The organism is Actinoplanes aureus, from assembly GCF_015704865.1.
In the GTDB taxonomy this organism is placed as follows: Bacteria; Actinomycetota; Actinomycetes; order Mycobacteriales; family Micromonosporaceae; genus Actinoplanes; species Actinoplanes aureus.
Map to the genome: position 1 here is coordinate 1 of NZ_JADQTO010000016.1, position 16318 is coordinate 16318.

The 16318-nt window shown below is 71.0% G+C and carries 14 protein-coding genes; 9 read left to right on the forward strand and 5 right to left on the reverse strand.

Annotation, left to right across the window (positions count from 1 at the left end):
- Positions 1–74: leucine zipper domain-containing protein (locus I4J89_RS52240; protein ID WP_196417566.1), on the reverse strand; the 74-nt coding region annotated here is incomplete at its 3' end.
- A 294-nt stretch (positions 75–368) separates the two neighbouring features.
- Here I4J89_RS52240 and I4J89_RS29485 point away from each other — a divergent pair.
- The 3 genes from I4J89_RS29485 to I4J89_RS29495 all read left to right on the forward strand — a co-directional run bounded on the left by I4J89_RS29485 (position 369) and on the right by I4J89_RS29495 (position 3743).
- Entirely contained in the window at positions 369–1286 is a 918-nt protein-coding gene (locus I4J89_RS29485) for an MOSC domain-containing protein (RefSeq protein ID WP_196417377.1), read from the forward strand.
- 213 nt (positions 1287–1499) lie between these two features.
- The gene (gene lepA / locus I4J89_RS29490; RefSeq protein ID WP_196417378.1) at positions 1500–3380 is read left to right on the forward strand and encodes a translation elongation factor 4; all 1881 of its coding nucleotides are present in this window, start codon (positions 1500–1502) and stop codon (positions 3378–3380) included.
- Positions 3381–3461: 81 nt separating this feature from the next.
- Positions 3462–3743, forward strand: coding sequence for a GlsB/YeaQ/YmgE family stress response membrane protein (locus tag I4J89_RS29495; RefSeq protein WP_196417379.1), 282 nt, complete (start codon positions 3462–3464; stop codon positions 3741–3743).
- A 107-nt stretch (positions 3744–3850) separates the two neighbouring features.
- On the opposite strand, the gene I4J89_RS29500 is transcribed toward I4J89_RS29495, so the two are convergent.
- The 3 genes from I4J89_RS29500 to I4J89_RS29510 form a co-directional block, all read right to left on the reverse strand.
- Positions 3851–5482, reverse strand: coding sequence for a PAS domain-containing protein (locus I4J89_RS29500; RefSeq protein ID WP_230859815.1), 1632 nt, complete (start codon positions 5480–5482; stop codon positions 3851–3853).
- A 120-nt stretch (positions 5483–5602) separates the two neighbouring features.
- The gene (locus I4J89_RS29505; RefSeq protein WP_196417381.1) at positions 5603–6466 is read right to left on the reverse strand and encodes a hypothetical protein; all 864 of its coding nucleotides are present in this window, start codon (positions 6464–6466) and stop codon (positions 5603–5605) included.
- An 84-nt stretch (positions 6467–6550) separates the two neighbouring features.
- Entirely contained in the window at positions 6551–7291 is a 741-nt protein-coding gene (locus tag I4J89_RS29510; RefSeq protein WP_196417382.1) for an enoyl-CoA hydratase-related protein, read from the reverse strand.
- 27 nt (positions 7292–7318) lie between these two features.
- Between I4J89_RS29510 and hemW the strand changes: the two genes are divergently transcribed.
- From hemW to I4J89_RS29530, 4 genes are all read left to right on the forward strand, one after another.
- Complete coding sequence (gene hemW / locus I4J89_RS29515) at positions 7319–8518, forward strand: radical SAM family heme chaperone HemW (protein WP_196417383.1); 1200 nt, start codon at positions 7319–7321, stop codon at positions 8516–8518.
- 95 nt (positions 8519–8613) lie between these two features.
- Positions 8614–9636: a heat-inducible transcriptional repressor HrcA gene (gene hrcA, locus I4J89_RS29520; protein WP_196417384.1), complete on the forward strand. Its 1023-nt coding sequence runs from the start codon at positions 8614–8616 to the stop codon at positions 9634–9636.
- Between the two features lie 34 nt (positions 9637–9670).
- Positions 9671–10804, forward strand: coding sequence for a molecular chaperone DnaJ (dnaJ, locus tag I4J89_RS29525; RefSeq protein WP_196417385.1), 1134 nt, complete (start codon positions 9671–9673; stop codon positions 10802–10804).
- Positions 10805–11200: 396 nt separating this feature from the next.
- A complete protein-coding gene (locus tag I4J89_RS29530; protein WP_196417386.1) occupies positions 11201–11935 on the forward strand; it encodes a 16S rRNA (uracil(1498)-N(3))-methyltransferase in 735 nt (244 codons plus the stop codon).
- Between the two features lie 59 nt (positions 11936–11994).
- Here I4J89_RS29530 and I4J89_RS29535 read toward each other — a convergent pair whose 3' ends face one another.
- Positions 11995–14370 (reverse strand): beta-glucosidase family protein, encoded by a 2376-nt coding sequence (locus I4J89_RS29535; RefSeq protein WP_196417387.1) that lies wholly within the window; start codon positions 14368–14370, stop codon positions 11995–11997.
- A gap of 69 nt (positions 14371–14439) precedes the next feature.
- On the opposite strand from I4J89_RS29535, the gene I4J89_RS29540 reads away from it, so the two are divergent.
- Together I4J89_RS29540 and I4J89_RS29545 are read left to right on the forward strand one after the other, a co-directional pair.
- A complete protein-coding gene (locus I4J89_RS29540; protein ID WP_196417388.1) occupies positions 14440–14787 on the forward strand; it encodes an HIT domain-containing protein in 348 nt (115 codons plus the stop codon).
- Entirely contained in the window at positions 14784–16172 is a 1389-nt protein-coding gene (locus tag I4J89_RS29545; RefSeq protein ID WP_196417389.1) for a serine hydrolase domain-containing protein, read from the forward strand. Before I4J89_RS29540 ends, I4J89_RS29545 begins: the two co-directional genes overlap by 4 nt.
- Positions 16173–16318: the final 146 nt, after the last annotated feature.

The following is a 16318-nucleotide window of genomic DNA, read 5'->3' on the forward strand; positions in this document are numbered from 1 at the left end:
CGCTCGTCGTGCACGACACGCGTGATGAGCAGCCGTCGGCCGTGCACGGTCAGTCGGGCGTTACGGTGGGCCATGAGACCTCCGGTTCCGGTGAAAGCGTCGCAACTTCCACCTCGCCGGAGGTCTCTTCACATCTCAAGCAGCCACGCCGCAGTCAACAACGCTCATGGTCATTACATCTAGGGCGCCGCTGAACATGGCGTTGGCCGGCGGGGATGTCCCGGCGAACCTGGCTCGGTCGCCGTCTTTCGGCGAGACCGTGATTGAGATGGCCGGGGCGCGGGCGGTGGTCCGGAGTGCCGGCCGATGTGCCGAAGTGCGGGAAACGGTGTCGTGGGCGGGTGCGGAGATCGCGCAGACTCAGCGGCATGAATGCTGAGGGAACGGTCACCGCAGTCAGCCGGAACGACGCCTACACGTTCACCAAGCCGAACCGGGACGAGATTGTGCTGGTGGCGGGCATCGGAGTGGAGGGGGACACGCACGCGGGAGTGCGGGTGCGGCACCGCAGCCGGGTCGCGGAGGATCCCCGCCAGCCGAATCTGCGGCAGGTGCATCTGATTCATGCCGAGCTGTTCGACGAGGTGGCCGGGAAGGGTTACGACGTTCCTCCGGGCGGCCTGGGAGAGAACGTGACCACGAGCGGGATCGACCTGCTCGCTCTGCCGCGCGGCACGATTCTGCGATTCGGCCGGCCGGGCGGCTCCGGCGTGAGCCCCGCCGCCGCTGCGGGGCAACCGGGCGGCGGAAGCGTCTCCCAGCGGGCTGACGGGCAGCCAGCGCAGCGACCGGGCAGTGAGAGCGCGGCGCTGCACGGCACGGGCCCGGGCGGGGAGAGCGCGGCGCTGCACGGCACGGGCCCGGGCGGGGAGAGCGCGGCGCTGCACGGCACGGGCCCGGGCGGGGAGAGCGCGGCGCTGCACGGCACGGGTGGGGAGAACGCGGCGCATCCGGTGGCTGGGGTGCTTGCGGCGGCCCGGGCGGCCGATCTGGATGAGGCGACGGCACGGGCCGCGGAGGCCGTGGAGGCCGCTGTTCAGCGGGACACCGCGAGTGGCGATGGGCGGCCGGCGATCGTGGTGGCCGGGTTGCGCAACCCGTGCGCTCAGATCAACGGGTTCCGGTCCGGGCTGCTCAAGGAGGTGCTGGGCCGCGACGAGGACGGCAACCTTGTGCGGAAGGCCGGCGTGATGGCCGTTGTGCTGCGCGGAGGGCCGATTCGTCCGGGGGATCCGGTCACCGTCGAGGTGCCTCCTGGTCCGCACGGGCCGCTGGAACGGGTGTGATCGGACCGCCCCGCGCGGACGTGGGACGATAGGAGACGCCGGCTTGGCCGCCGGCGTCGCCGGCCCGGTGCGGGCCCACTGGCGATGACCAGCGGCCGCGAGGCCGGAGGGGCCGGTTCTGAGCCGGCCCGGAAAGACCGACCCGCGCAGACCAGCCCGAGAACACCCGCGTAGACCAGCCCGAGAACATCAGCCCGAGAAGAACGGAAGACCGTGCCTGGACCGCTCGACCCCGGCGTGAACGTGATCGGATCGACCGATCCCAGCCGCATCCGCAACTTCTGCATCATCGCCCACATCGACCACGGTAAGTCGACGCTGGCCGACCGGATGCTGCAGATCACCGGGGTGGTCGACCCGCGCCAGATGCGCGCGCAGTACCTCGACCGGATGGACATCGAACGCGAGCGCGGCATCACCATCAAGTCGCAGGCCGTGCGCATGCCCTGGACGGTTCGCGAGGGCGAAAAACAGGGCGACACCGCCGTCCTCAACATGATCGACACCCCGGGGCACGTCGACTTCACCTACGAGGTCTCCCGCAGCCTGGCCGCCTGTGAGGGCGCGGTCCTGCTGGTCGACGCCGCGCAGGGCATCGAGGCGCAAACTCTCGCCAACCTGTACCTGGCGATGGAGAACGACCTGCACATCATCCCGGTGCTCAACAAGATCGACCTGCCGGCGGCACAGCCGGAGAAGTACGCCGAGGAGCTCGCCAAGCTGATCGGCTGCGAGCCGTCCGACGTGCTGCGGGTGTCCGGCAAGACCGGCGTCGGCGTGGGCCACCTGCTCGACGAGATCGTCCGGCAGTTCCAGGCTCCGGTCGGCGACGCGGCCGCCCCGGCCCGGGCGATGATCTTCGACTCGGTGTACGACGTGTATCGCGGCGTCGTCACCTACGTCCGGGTCATCGACGGCCGGATCGAGGCGCGCGACCGGATCAAGATGATGTCCACCGGTGCGGTGCACGAGTTGCTCGAGATCGGCGTCGTCTCGCCCGAGATGGAGAAGGCCGGAGCGCTCGGCGTCGGCGAGGTCGGCTACCTGATCACCGGTGTGAAGGACGTCCGCCAGTCCCGGGTCGGTGACACCGTCACCGGCAACAACCGGCCGGCGAAGGAAGCGCTGGGCGGCTACAAGGACCCGAAGCCGATGGTCTACTCGGGCCTCTACCCGATCGACGGTTCGGACTATCCGGCGCTGCGTGACGCGCTCGACAAGCTGAAGCTCAACGACGCGGCGCTCACCTATGAGCCGGAGACGTCGGCGGCACTGGGCTTCGGGTTCCGCGTCGGCTACCTGGGCCTGCTGCACCTGGAGATCATCGGCGAGCGGCTGGAGCGCGAGTTCGGCCTCGACCTGATCTCCACCGCGCCGAACGTGGTGTACCGGGTCTACACCGACGACGCCCAGGAGTCGGTGGTCACCAACCCGAGTGAGTTCCCGACCGGCAAGATCGCTGAGATCCACGAGCCGGTGGTGCGCGCCACGGTCCTGGTGCCGAACGAGTACGTGGGCGCAGTCATGGAGCTGTGCCAGAGCCGGCGCGGCAGCCTGCTCGGCATGGAGTACCTGTCCGCCGAACGGGTGGAGCTCCGCTACACGCTGCCGCTCGCGGAGATCATCTTCGACTTCTTCGACCAGTTGAAGAGCAAGACCAAGGGGTACGCCTCGCTGGACTACGAGCCCTCCGGCGAGCAGGTCGCGGACCTGGTGAAGGTGGACATCCTGCTGCACGGTGAGCCGGTGGACGCGTTCAGCGCGATCGTGCACAAGGACAAGGCGTACTCGTATGGCACGACGATCGCCGCCAAGCTGCAGAAGCTGATCCCGCGGCAGCAGTTCGAGGTGCCCATCCAGGCGGCCATCGGAAGCCGGATCATCGCCCGCGAGACCATCCGCGCCATCCGTAAGGACGTGCTCGCGAAGTGCTACGGCGGTGACATCAGCCGGAAGCGGAAGTTGCTGGAGAAGCAGAAGGAAGGCAAGAAGCGGATGAAGATGGTCGGCCGGGTGGAGGTTCCGCAGGAAGCCTTCATCGCCGCGCTGTCCACTTCTGAGGCGGCTGACCCGAAGGGGTCCAGTAAAAAATAAGGCGGTTTGATTTCTCGGGGGCTCGGGAACACAGGGGCTCGACGGACGCAACCCTTTGCTCCACCCCCGAGGAGGAACCTCATGGAACTCACGCTCACCGGAATCATCGTGGCGCTCATCGTCGGTCTCGTCATCGGCGCGCTCGGCCGGCTTGTGGTACCGGGCCGGCAGAACATTCCGATCTGGCTGACCATGGTCGTCGGTGTGGTCGCGGCTCTGCTGGGCACCGTGATCGCGCGTGCCGCCGGTGTCGCTGACACCGCCGGTTTCGACTGGATCGAGTTCTTCTTCCAGGTGGTCCTGGCCGCGATCGGTGTGGCCCTGGTCGCCGGTATCGGTGGCCGTCGCCGCCTGACCCGGTAATCGGATCGCACCGCGAGAAACGCCGGACCTACCCCCAAAGGTCCGGCGTTTCGCCGTACCCGGGGCGGAAAGGCGTCAAGGGTGCAAAGGCAGCGAACACAACGCCATTAATAGCGGAATTTGTGCTGGGCGCTGCGCCGGTTGATTTGAGCCGGCTGTCCGCTGTCGTCTTCCCGGAACGGTCGCCGTTCCGAAGGGTCGTGCCGGTCGGTGATGTCTGACATCGTCACTACCAGCCCCTGCACGAGACGGTCCGCGCGCAGATCCCGGTACGTCATCTCGACCAGCACCTGCGTGTGATCAAGACGGCGGAGGGCACAGAACATCGACCCGTCGCCTTCGGCGCTCAGCGCACGGCGTACCCGATCTCGGTCGTCCGGATGGACCAGGTCGTCGAGTGCGATGAGCGGCGGCAGCTCGCCGCCGCCCAGCAGGCGCCGCAGCGCCGGGCTGGCATAGCGGATGCGCTGGTCGGAGTCGATGACCGCCATGCTCTCCGCGGTGTTCGGGATGACCGTGCGCAGGTAGATGTCGCTGTCCCGGCGGCCCATCGCCTCGACCAGGGTGATCCGGTCGAGGGCGAGTGCGGCCTCACCGGCCAGCACTTCCAGGGCGTCACGCCCGGCGATCAGGGCGTCCAGGCGGCCGGTCAGGATCAGGGCGCCGCCGCTGGGCCGGGCCACGGCGAGAGGTTCCAGCCGGAGCGGGCAGATCAGCATGCGCTCGTCCGCTTCATCGGCGGGTGCCCACCAGCTGCGGGACTCGGAGCCGGCCGGGGCGGGTGGCAGATGTTCCCGGGCGAGCTGCCCGTCGTCGGTGGCGAGCACCACCCGGCGCACCGTGTTCGGCGGCAGCAGGCGGTTGACGGCCGCGCGGACCGCGGCGTCGACGGCGGGCGGGTCGGCTGCCGCGACCAGGGCGGTGTTGGCGGTACGCAGGCCGTACTCCCGGGTCAGCGCCTGACTGTGCTGGTGGATCGAATCGGCCAGGCGGGTGATGGTGAGCAGCAGCGTGACCGCGGTGGTGACGGCGATGACCACGCCGTCGCGGATCGTCCCGGAGAGCGCCTCGATCAGCAGCACCAGCGGTGGTGTGGCGGCGGACGCGGCGAGCAGCACACTCCACCGGAACCGCCACGGTGTCGGCTCGGGGGCGCGCGGCTCGGTGAGCCGGACCATCGACGGGTGCAGGGCGGACAGGCCCCAGGCGAGGTACAGCACCACGTACGCCGACTCGGTGAGCCGGCTCGGGGCGAGCGGGTACGCGATGTCGCCGACGAGCAGGCCGACCGCGCCGGTGAGCAGCAGGATCGCCGAGATGTTGCGCCGGTCGGCGGCGACCAGGCGGCTGGCCACGGCGATCAGCAGAAGGCTGCCGATGACGTCGGCGGCGTTGACCGCCCCGAACTGCCCACCCGAGCCGATCACGAAGACCCAGACGACCAGCAGGGTCGAGCAGGCGAACGCGAGCAGGTCGATGAGGCGGGCCCGGTCGACGAGCAGCGCGCCGCCCCGGGTGAACTGCAGCAGGCTCAACGCGACCAGGCCGAACATCAGCAGGTAGCACGCGTCGGCGAGGTCCATGCGCCGGAGTCCGTAGAAGACGTCGCCCGCGGCGAGCGCGGCGATGGCTCCGGCGAGCAGCAGCCACGGCGCTTTCCGGGCCGGCCGGTGCCGGTGGATGCCGATCAGAACTGCGACGACGCTCCCCGCTCCCAGCACGATCCATTGGGTCGCCATCAGCACGCTCTACTTAGTACCAGGGCGGGTCGTACGGTGTCCATGTCGATGTATACGCAGCGCAACCTGGCCACTCCGCACCGAAACATGACGGGTAGTCACCGATAGTTTCGGAGGGATCTAACTGAAGACCTCCGCGACGACCTGGCCGGTGTTGCTGCCGCTGCCGTCCGTGACCGGCTGCCACTTTCCGTCCGGTGCGTGCCATTCCAGTTCGCCGAAACGTACCCGTTCGAGGCCGCTCGACGAGGCGTGCGAGACCAGCCAGTGTGCGTACCGCCAGCCGGTGTTGACGTTCGCCACGTCGACCGTGAGGCCGGCCGCCTGGGCGGCCGCCGTGCTCGGCAGCTTCTTGCCCCAGTCCAGCTTGAGACTCGCCAGCAGCGCGGTCGCCGCTTCCGCACCGCGCAGGGCCGGCGTCCCGCTCACCGTGCACTCCACCGCGCCGGTGGCCCGGCCGGTCAGCGCGGCGGCGAGCACCCGGGACTCGTCGGCCCACTTCTCGTACGCCTCTGGGTACGCCGAGCGCTGCACCGTCTGCGCGGCGTCGGTGACCCGCATCTCCTGCCAGCCCTTCACCTTTTTCAGGGCGGAGTAGAACTTGCCGGCCGCGTACCTCGGATCCTTGATCTGCTCGACCGTGCCCCAGCCCTGGCTGGGCCGCTGCTGGAACAGGCCGACCGAGTCGCGGTCGCCGTCGTCCAGGTTCTCCAGTTTCGACTCCTGGAAGGCGGTGGCGAGCGCGACGACCACGGCCTGCTCGGGCATCCCGCGGCGGACGCCGATCGCGGCGATCGTCGCCGCGTTGGCCATCTGCACCGTGTCGAGGGTGACCTCGCCGTCGGCGCTGACCGTGCACTCCGGGCCGAGCCGGGGCAGCTTGAGGTTGCCGGCCAGATTGTTCACCAGCACGACCACACCGATCACTCCGACGAGAGCGAGCAGGGTGATGATCCCCACAAGCGGCTTCGCTCGCACCCTCACCTCCTGAAGTTGCCGGACGCCAAGCCTAGACAACGAGCGCTCGCCGCCCGGCGTGACTGCTTCCGGGGCACCCAACGGTGTCGATCACACAAGCCAGGACGCGTCGCGCTTCTCCCGGGCGGCGGCGACCCCCTCCCGGCCCTCGGCCGATTTGAAGTATCCGGCGGAGCGTTCGGCGAGGTCCGCCAGCTCGGCGCGGATCGGGTCCTTACGCGTACGCCGCAGCAGTTGTTTGGTCCCGGCCAGCGCGAGCGGCCCACCGCGGATGAGCGAAGCGCAGTAGCGGTTCACCGTTTCGTCCAGTTCCTCCGCCGCGACAGCGGCCGTGACCAGCCCGATCTCGGCCGCGCGAACGCCGTCGAAGACGTCGCCGGTCAGGTAGAGCTCGGCCGCCGCTCGCGGCGACAGCCGCGGCAGAACGGTCGAGCTGATCACCGCCGGGATCACGCCGAGCCGGACCTCGGTGAACGCGAAGGTCGCGTCCCGGACACAGACCGCGATGTCGGCGGCGCCGATCAGTCCGAGGCCTCCGGCCCGCGCCGGCCCGCCGATGCGGGCCACCACCGGCTTGGGGAATTCCCAGAGCGCGGCGAGCACGTCGGCGAGCATCTCGGCGGGCAGCTTGTCGCCGGGGCGAGCGGCAGCGGTCTCCTTGAGATCGACCCCGGAGGAGAACACCGGGCCGGTGTGGGTGAGGACGACCACCCGGCACGCCGGATCGGCGGCGGCCGCGGCCAGGTCGTCGAGCATGCCCCGCAGCACGGCGGTGGAGAGCGCGTTGCGGCTGGCGGGGTTGTCCAGAGTCAGGGTGCGGACCGGATCCATGTCGGGAACCTTAACTACGCTTGACCGATGGCCGGCGCACTCCCCGATGGCGAACCCGTTCCTTCCGACGGTTCGCTCCCCGACGAAGCCACCCAGCAGGTGGGCAAGAACGGCTTCGCCGTCTACGTCCACGTGCCGTTCTGCGCCAGCCGGTGCGGTTACTGCGACTTCAACACCTACACCCCGGGTGAACTGGGCGGCGGCGCGAGCCGCGAGGAATATGCGGACGCGGTCCTGAGCGAGCTGGCCCTGGCCGCGCGGGTCATCGAGCCGGCCGCGGTGGACACCGTGTTCGTCGGCGGCGGCACACCCACCCTGCTCGCCGCGGACGACCTGGCTCGGATCCTGGACGGCATCGACCGGACGTGGGGCCTCGCGCCGGGTGCCGAGGTGACCACCGAGGCCAACCCCGAATCGGTAGACAAGAAGTATTTATCTGACCTGCGGAGAAGAGGCTTCACCCGGATCTCGCTCGGCATGCAGTCGGCCGCCGAGAACGTTCTCCGCGTCCTGGATCGCAAGCACACCGCGGGACGGGCACCGCAGGCGGCGCTGGAGGCCCGGGAGGCCGGCTTCGAGCACGTCAACCTCGACCTGATCTACGGCACGCCGGGGGAGACCGCGGACGACTTCGCGAAATCCCTCGAAACGGTGATCGGCGCGGGAGTGGATCACGTCAGCGCGTACGCCCTGATCGTCGAGGACGGCACCCGGATGGCCGCCCGGATGCGCCGCGGCGAGCTGCCGTTCCCGGAGGACGACGTCGCGGCGGACCGCTACCTCGCCGCCGAGGAAGCCCTGACCGGTGCCGGCTTCGAGTGGTACGAGGTCTCCAACTGGGCGAAGAACAACGCGAGATGCCGGCACAACGAGCTCTATTGGACCGGCGCCGACTGGTGGGGTCTGGGTCCGGGCGCGCACAGCCACGTGGGCGGGGTGCGCTGGTGGAACGTCAAGCATCCGGCGGCGTACGCGAAGCGCCTGGCCGCCGGCGAGTCACCCGGCCACGGCCGGGAACTGCTGACCGGCGAGGACCGGCACATGGAGGACGTCATGTTGCGGGTCCGGCTGCGGGACGGGATCCCGCTGGACCGGGTCAACCGGGCGGGCGCCGCGCGGGCCCTGGCGGACGGGCTGCTCGATCCGGCGGCGTACCGGGACGGGCGGCTGGCGCTGACCCTGCGGGGACGTCTTCTGGCCGATGCGGTCGTCCGCGACGTGCTCTGACGCCAGATCGGTCCTTTCGATCATCGCGCTGCCGCCCGGTGCGACGTAGACTGGCACTCTATCCGTGGGAGTGCCAGCAGGGGGGAGGGGTCATTGTGAGTCTGGATGACCGCAAGCTCGAGGTGCTCCGGGCGATCGTCGAGGACTACGTCGAGACCCGCGAGCCGGTCGGCAGCAAGGCACTTGTCGAGCGCCACCAGCTCGGCGTCTCGTCGGCCACGGTCCGCAACGACATGGCGGTGCTGGAGGAGGAGGGCTACATCCGACAGCCGCACACCAGTGCCGGCCGGGTGCCCACCGACGCCGGTTACCGGCTCTTCGTCGACCGGTTGACCCGGATCAAGCCGCTCAGCCCGGCCGAGCGCCGCGCCATCGAGCGCTTCATGATCGGCGTGGTCGACCTCGACGACGTGGTGCACCGCACAGTCCGGCTGCTCGCTCAGCTCACCCGGCAGGTCGCCGTGGTGCAGTACCCGAGCTTGTCCCGCTCCGCTGTGCGCCATCTGGAACTCGTCCCGATCTCCACCACCCGGCTGATGCTCGTGATGATCACCGATACCGGCCGGGTCGAGCAGCGCCTGGTGGAGATGCCCGGCCCGCTCCCGGCCGACGACGTGTGGGAGCTGCGGCGCCGGGTGAATGAGAAACTTGCTGGTCAACGACTCGCCGACGCGCCACCGCTGGTGCAGAACCTGGTCGACGAGTGCGCGCCCGAGCGCCGTGGCGACATGGCCTGTCTCGCCTCGGTGCTCCTGGAGACCCTCGTCGAGCGCAGTGAGGAGCGCCTCGCGCTGGCGGGTACTGCCAACTTGACACGCGGCGGTGTGCTGGACTTCCAGGGCACGCTGCGCCCCGTCCTGGAAGCCCTCGAGGAGGAGGTCATCCTGCTCAAGCTCATCGGCGACCTCGAGCCCAGCACCACCCGGGTCCGGATCGGCGACGAGAACGAGATCGACAACCTGCGGTCGGCGTCCGTGGTGAGCAGCGGTTACGGACCGGGTGCGACGATCGTTGGTGGGCTCGGTGTGCTGGGGCCCACCCGCATGGATTACCCGGGCACCATCGCTACTGTTCGTGCAGTGGCACGCTACGTTGGCGACCTGTTGGCACAGAATTGACGGATTCGCGCAGACATTGAGGACTCCAAACCCCGTGGCCAAGGACTACTACGGAATTCTCGGCGTGAGCCGGGAAGCCACCGACGACGAGATCAAGCGCGCCTACCGCAAACTGGCTCGGCAGTACCACCCGGACATCAACCCGGACCCCGAGGCGCACGAGAAGTTCAAAGAGATCAACGCGGCGTACGAGGTCCTCTCCGACGACCAGAAGCGCCAGATCGTCGATCTCGGCGGTGACCCGTTGGCGCCCGGCGGCGGCGCGCCCGGCCCCGGCGGCGCCGGCCCGTTCGTCGGCTTCCAGGACATCATGGACGCGTTCTTCGGCACCGCGGCCGGCGGCGGCTCGCGGGGCCCGCGACCACGCACCCGGCCCGGCGCCGACGCCATCCTGCGCCTCGAGCTCGACCTGGTGGAGACCGCCTTCGGCGTCGAGGCGCCGATCACCGTCGACACCGCGGTCCTCTGCACCCAGTGCTCCGGCGCCGGCACCGCGCCCGGCACCCACCTGGCCACCTGCGAGGTGTGCGCCGGCCGAGGCGAGGTCCAGTCGGTGCAGCGCACCTTCCTCGGCCAGGTCGTCTCGTCCCGCCCCTGCCAGAACTGCCAGGGCCACGGCACGGTCATCCCGACCCCCTGCCCCACCTGCGCCGGCGACGGCCGCATCCGCACCCGCCGGTCACTCACCGTGAAGATCCCGGCGGGCGTCGAGGACGGCATGCGCATCCGCCTGGCCCAGCAGGGCGAGGTCGGCCCCGGCGGCGGCACCGCCGGCGACCTCTACGTGGAGATCCACGAACGCCCGCACGACGTCTACTCCCGCAAGGGCGACGACCTGCACTGCCGGGTCACCCTGCCGATGACCGCGGCCGCGCTCGGCACCCGGATGACCATCAAGACCCTCGACGGCGAGGAGAACATCGAGGTCAAGCCGGGCACCCAGCCGGCCAGCACGCTGCGAATCCGCGGCAAGGGCGTACCGCACCTGCGCGGCCAGGGCCGCGGCGAGCTCTACGTGCACCTCGACGTCAAGACGCCGACCAAGCTCACCGCCGACCAGGAGCGGATGCTGCGCGAGTTCGCCAAGACCCGCGGCGAGGACGTGGCCGAGCTGAGCAAGCAGGGCGGCTTCTTCAGCCGCATGCGCGACGCTTTCAACGGCCACTGAAAACCGGCGGGGTACGCGTAATCGACCGTCCCGCCGGATCCGGTCCGTCCCCCGGCGGCGCGCGCGAGCCGGGCGCCACCCCAGGCCCCAGCGCGACCGCCGGGAAATGGAGCCGGGAGATGCCGGATCCGGGCCGACGCTCCGGCCCGCCGGCGGCACCGTGATGCTCACCGGCTCACCTCCGCCGAGCTAAAGGGCTTCCGTAGTCAGGTCCCCAAGCGGTGATCTTGCTTGGCCCACGCTCAATGCTGTCTCAACGGCCGCCAGACAGCACCGACGTTGGGCCCGGCTCGGCCAGGCCCAGCGCGGCCCCGCACAACCCCGCCTTGTGGGTCGCGGGCGTGCGGAACGTCCCGGCGGGCGTGCGCGTGCCGGCGGAACCGGTAGCGTGCGGGGATGTCCGCACCGCTGTTCCTGGTCGAGAGCCTGCCCGCCGGTTCGTCGTTCACCCTGGACGGTCCGGAAGGGCATCATGCCGCCACCGTGCAGCGGCTGCGCGTGGGGGAGGCGCTGATTCTCGCCGACGGGCGGGGTGGCACGGCGCGGGGCGAGGTGACCGCCGTCGGCCGGGGCAGCGTTGACGTCATGATGCTGAGCTGGGCCGAGGAGCCGGCCGCGGATCCACGGCTGGTCGTGGTCCAGGGTATCGCCAAGGGTGACCGGGGCGAGCTGGCCGTGCAGGCGATGACCGAGACCGGCGTGGACGAGATCCTGCCGTGGGCGGCGTCCCGGTCGGTCGCGCAGTGGCGTGGTGACCGTGGCTTCAAGGCGCGCGACAAGTGGGCGACCACCGCGCGGGAGGCCGCGAAGCAGGCGCGGCGTTCGTGGCTTCCGCAGATCACCGGCGAGCCGGACTGTTCGACGAAGCAGGTGGCCGCCCGGATCGGCGGCGCGGCGGCGGCGTTCGTGCTGCACGAGGAGGAGACCGAGCGGCTGAGCGTGGTTCCGTTGCCGGAGTCCGGGGAGATCGTGCTGGTGGTGGGCCCGGAGGGTGGCATCAGTGACGCGGAGCTGACGGCTTTCCGGGAGGCCGGGGCGGTTCCGGTGCGACTGGGTGACGCGGTGCTGCGAACCTCGACGGCCGGTGTCGCGGCGCTCGCCGTGCTCTCGGCCCGCCTCGGCCGCTGGTGACGGCTGTGTGCGAACCGCCCGGGGCGTGATCATGACCACGCCCCGGGCGACGCTTCGCGTCAGTCGACTGTGATCTTTGCGGTGAGCCGCGGGTCGTCGAGGGCGTGTGCGGCGATCACCGTGTAGGAGCCGGGGATCGTACGCCAGCCGCCGTCCCACACCTGGAACGCGCGCTTCGGCAGCGGCACCCGCACCGTGACCGTCTCGCCCGGCGCGGCCTGCACGTTGGCGAAGCCGGCCAGCCAGCGTTCCGGCCGCGGCACCCGGTCGCCGTCGCCGGACAGGTACACCTGGACCACCTCACGGCCCGTGCGCTCGCCGGTGTTGGTCAGGGTCACCACCGCCTCGTCGGAGCCGGTGACGGCCAGTTCCGCGTACGCCCATGTGGTGTAACCGAGACCGTGACCGAAAGCGAACAGTGGGGTGGCCGCCGAGCGCAACCAACCGCGATAGCCGATGAAGATGTCCTCGTCGTAGCCGAGCGTGCCGCCCGAAGGGCGCACCTCGAGCACCGGGCAGTCCGACTCCCGCCGCGGCCACGTGGTGGGCAGCCGGCCGCCCGGCTCGGCGACGCCGAGCAGCACGTCGGCCAGCGCGGCGCCGGCCTCCTGCCCGGGGAACCAGGTGAGCAGCACCGCGGCCGCCTCGTCCGACCAGGGCAGCAGCACCGGCGAACCGGCGTTGACCACCACGACGGTACGCGGATTCGCCGCGGCTACCCGTCTCACCAGCTCGTCCTGGCGTCCCGGCAGAGCGAGGGAGGCCCGGTCGAACCCCTCCGACTCGACCTGCTCGGTGGTGCCGACGACGACCACGGCCACGTCGGAGCGGGCCGCCAGTTCGACCGCCTCGGCGATCAGACCCTCCTCGTCCGGGCCGGGCGCCCGGTGACCGAGCGTGGTGGAGACCGAGTGCGCCATGCCCGGCTCGAACGTCTGCCGCAGGACCACCGGGACCGGTACGCCGACCGGCAGCGTGACCGAAAATCGCTGCTCGCGCGGGTGCAGCAGCAGGTCGGCCCGTCCGGTGCCGGGCGGGTGCAGCGCGCCCTGGTAGAGCACCTCGCCGCCGACAATCAGCTCGAACGCGCCGAACCCGGAGATCGCCAGCACGTGCTCGCCCGCGGCCTCGGGCGTCAGCTCGGTGCGCAGCTCCAGGCTGGTGACGTGCGCGACGTCCAGGCCGCCGGGCAGGTCACCGATCCAGCGGACGGTCGCGGTCTCCACCCCGAACTCGTGGTCGGAGATGCGGAAGCGGAACGGCGCCCAGTCCGGGCCCTGCGCGGCGGGCAGGAACGGGCGGGGGTCGGCGCCGATCGCGTACGCCACGTCGGCGCCCGGCAGCGCCCGGCGGATCCCGTCCAGCGGGGAGATCACGTGCTGCGGGGTGACCTGCGCGCTGCCGCCGCCGAGCACCCGGGCGTCGGTGGCCAGCGCGCCGATCACCGCGACCCGTTTCAGGGACTTGATGGACAGGGGCAGGGTGTCGTTCTCGTTGCGGGCCAGGACGAACGAGCGGACCGCCACCTCGTGCGCCACCGCCGGACCGTCCTCGTCAAGCGGGACGTCCGGTGCCGGGAAGCCTTCCAACGCCCCGGTACGCGCGGCCAGCCGCAGCACCCGGCGCACCTTGTCGTCGATCAGCTCCTCCGCCACCTTGCCGGCGCGTACCGCTTCGACCAGTTTCGGTCCCCACGGGTTGTCCATCGCCGGCATCGCGATGTCCAGCCCGCCGACCGCCGCCGCGACCGTGTCCCGGGCGGCCCGCCAGTCCGACACCACCGCCCCGTCGAAGCCCCACTCCCGCTTCAGGATCTCGTCCTGGATCCGCCCGTTCGAGGCCATCGGTTCCCCGTTGACCCCGTTGTACGCGCTCATCACGCCCCACCCGCCGGCTTCGGCGACCCGCTCGAACGGCGCCAGGTACAGCTCGCGGAGGGCCCGCTCCGGGATGCGTACGTCCACGGTCATCCGGTCCGTCTCGAAGTCGTTGCCCACCAGGTGCTTCACCGTGGTGCCGACGCCGTGCGCCTGGACGCCGGCCACGAAACCGGCCGCGATCTCACCGGTGAGCAGCGGATCCTCCGAGTAGCACTCGAAGTGCCGGCCGCCCAGCGGGGTGCGGTGCAGGTTCACCGTGGGGCCGAGCAGGACGTGCACGCCCTTGCGCCGGGACTCCTGCCCGAGCAGCCGGCCGGCGCGCTGGGCCAGGGCCACGTCCCAGCCGGCGGCCAGCGCGGTCGGGCTGGGCAGGGCCACGGACGGGTCGTCGGGGGTGTAGCCGGTGCCGCGTACGCCGACCGGGCCGTCCGACATCACCAGGGAGCGCAGGCCGATGCGCGGGATGGCCGGTAGCGACCAGAAGTCCTGTCCGGTCAGCAGGGACACCTTCTCCTCCAGGGTCAACTGCTGGACGAGATGGTCAATTTCGGGCATGAGAGCGCTCCCACGGGTCGGTCTGAGGATCCGCCGTCCATCTAATAGCGAAGACATAAGATCCGACAGGTGGAAACCTCCTGCCTTTTCTGCCGCATCGTCGCCGGTGAGATCCCCGCGACAGTCGTGCACCGGACCGAGACCACCATCGCCTTCCGCGACATCGACCCGAAGGCGCCGACCCATGTCCTGGTCATCCCGACCAGCCATTACGCCGACGTGATCGCCCTCGCCGCCGAACCGTCCGCGGCCGCCGACGTGCTGGCCGCCGCGGCCGCCGTGGCCGAGCAGGAGGGCCTGGGCGACGGCTTCCGGGTGATCTTCAACACCGGCCCGCACTCCGGCCAGGAGGTCTTCCACGTCCACGCGCACGTGCTCGGCGGCGCTCCGCTCGGCCCGATGCTGGCCGGCCGGTGAGCGCAGCCGTCGGCCGGTACGAGCGCGCCGCCCGCAAGGCCCAGGCGGACGGGCGCATCCCGGCGCTCTCCGTCGCCCTGCACCGAGCCGACCGAGAGCCGTGGGTCTTCACCGTCGGTGAGTCCGGCGTCCCGGCCCGGCCGCTCGGACCCGGCAGCCGGTTCCGCATCGGGTCGGTCACCAAGACGTTCACCGCGGTCCTGGTCATGCAGGCCCGTGACGAGGGTCTGGTCGACCTGGACGCGCCGGTCTCCGCGTACCTCGACGTGCCGGCGCACGGCGACGCCACGCTGCGCCGGCTCCTCTCGCACACGGCCGGTTTCCAGCGCGAGCCGTACGGTGACGTCTGGGACACCCTGATCACCCCGGACGCCGGCCGGATGATCGCCGAACTGGACCGGGTCGAGCGGGTGCTGCCCAACGCCCGCCGCTTCCACTACTCCAACCTCGGCCTCGCGGTGCTCGGCCAGCTCGTCGCGAAGCTGCGCGGCGGCACCTGGGCGGAGATCGTCACCGAACGCGTTCTCAACCCGCTCGGCCTGGCCACCACCACGGTGGAGACACCGCCCGAGGCGGTCGTCGGGTACCTGGTGGACGCGTACTCCGACGCCGCCCGCCCGGAGCCGCCGGTCGACCTGGCCGGGGTCGGACCGGCCGCCCAGCTCTGGAGCACCGCCGCCGACATGGCGAAGTGGGCCGCCTTCCTGGCCGACCCGCGCGCCGTCGATCCGGGCGGCCGGGTCCTCGCCGCGGCCACCCTCGACGAGATGCGCTGGCCGCTCACCCCCACCGACGAGACGCTCTGGGGCGCCGGGTTCGGCCTCGGCCTGATCCTGATGCCCGAGCCGAAGCGGGTCGTGCACGTCGGCCACGACGGCGCCATGCCCGGCTTCCTGGCCGGTGTGTACGGCCGGCGCGGCGGCGAGGGCAACCCGGGCGCGCTCGGCTGCGCGGTGCTCGGCTCCTCCGGAACCGCCGGACAGACCAACGAGCTGGTCCACGAACTGCTCCGGCTCGCCGTCGAGCTCGACCCGGCCGACATCAAGCCGTGGCGCCCGGCGCCGCCCGCGCCGGTGTCCTATCGCTCGGTGCTGGGCCGCTGGTGGAGTGAGGGTTCCGAGTTCGTCTTCGGCTGGCACGACGGGCAACTCCAGGCCCGGGTCGCCGGGGCGCCGGCCGACCGGCCGCCGGCGGTCTTCGAGCCGCTGCCCGACGAGCCGGACGTGCTCCGCACGGTCTCCGGCCGGGAAGCCGGTGAGCTGCTGCGACTCACCCGTGACGAGAGCGGTTCGGTGATCCGGATGCACTGGGCGACGTATCGCTTCACCCGCATCCAGGAGGCCTTCGACGGAGGCCCCGCCTCGGCCGGCCCCGAACCCCGGTGAACACCGGCGCTCCGCAGAGTGATCTGCGGAGCGGCCTGGCGATAATGGCATCGGCGGGCGGGCACGTGAGCGGATAGGATGGCACGATCCTTGAGCACGCCGCCCCGACCGGGACGACGCAGATAAAGAGAGCAGGTGGCGGAGGC

Excerpts from the sequence above, each read along its gene's own strand:
- hemW (WP_196417383.1), top strand. The coding sequence starts at position 7,319 with ATGGCCGGCGCACTCCCCGATGGCGAACCCGTTCCTTCCGACGGTTCG.
- I4J89_RS29495 (WP_196417379.1), top strand. The coding sequence starts at position 3,462 with ATGGAACTCACGCTCACCGGAATCATCGTGGCGCTCATCGTCGGTCTC.
- I4J89_RS29530 (WP_196417386.1), top strand. The coding sequence starts at position 11,201 with ATGTCCGCACCGCTGTTCCTGGTCGAGAGCCTGCCCGCCGGTTCGTCG.
- I4J89_RS29535 (WP_196417387.1), bottom strand. The coding sequence starts at position 14,370 with ATGCCCGAAATTGACCATCTCGTCCAGCAGTTGACCCTGGAGGAGAAG.
- I4J89_RS29510 (WP_196417382.1), bottom strand. The coding sequence starts at position 7,291 with ATGGATCCGGTCCGCACCCTGACTCTGGACAACCCCGCCAGCCGCAAC.
- I4J89_RS29500 (WP_230859815.1), bottom strand. The coding sequence starts at position 5,482 with ATGGCGACCCAATGGATCGTGCTGGGAGCGGGGAGCGTCGTCGCAGTT.
- I4J89_RS29485 (WP_196417377.1), top strand. The coding sequence starts at position 369 with ATGAATGCTGAGGGAACGGTCACCGCAGTCAGCCGGAACGACGCCTAC.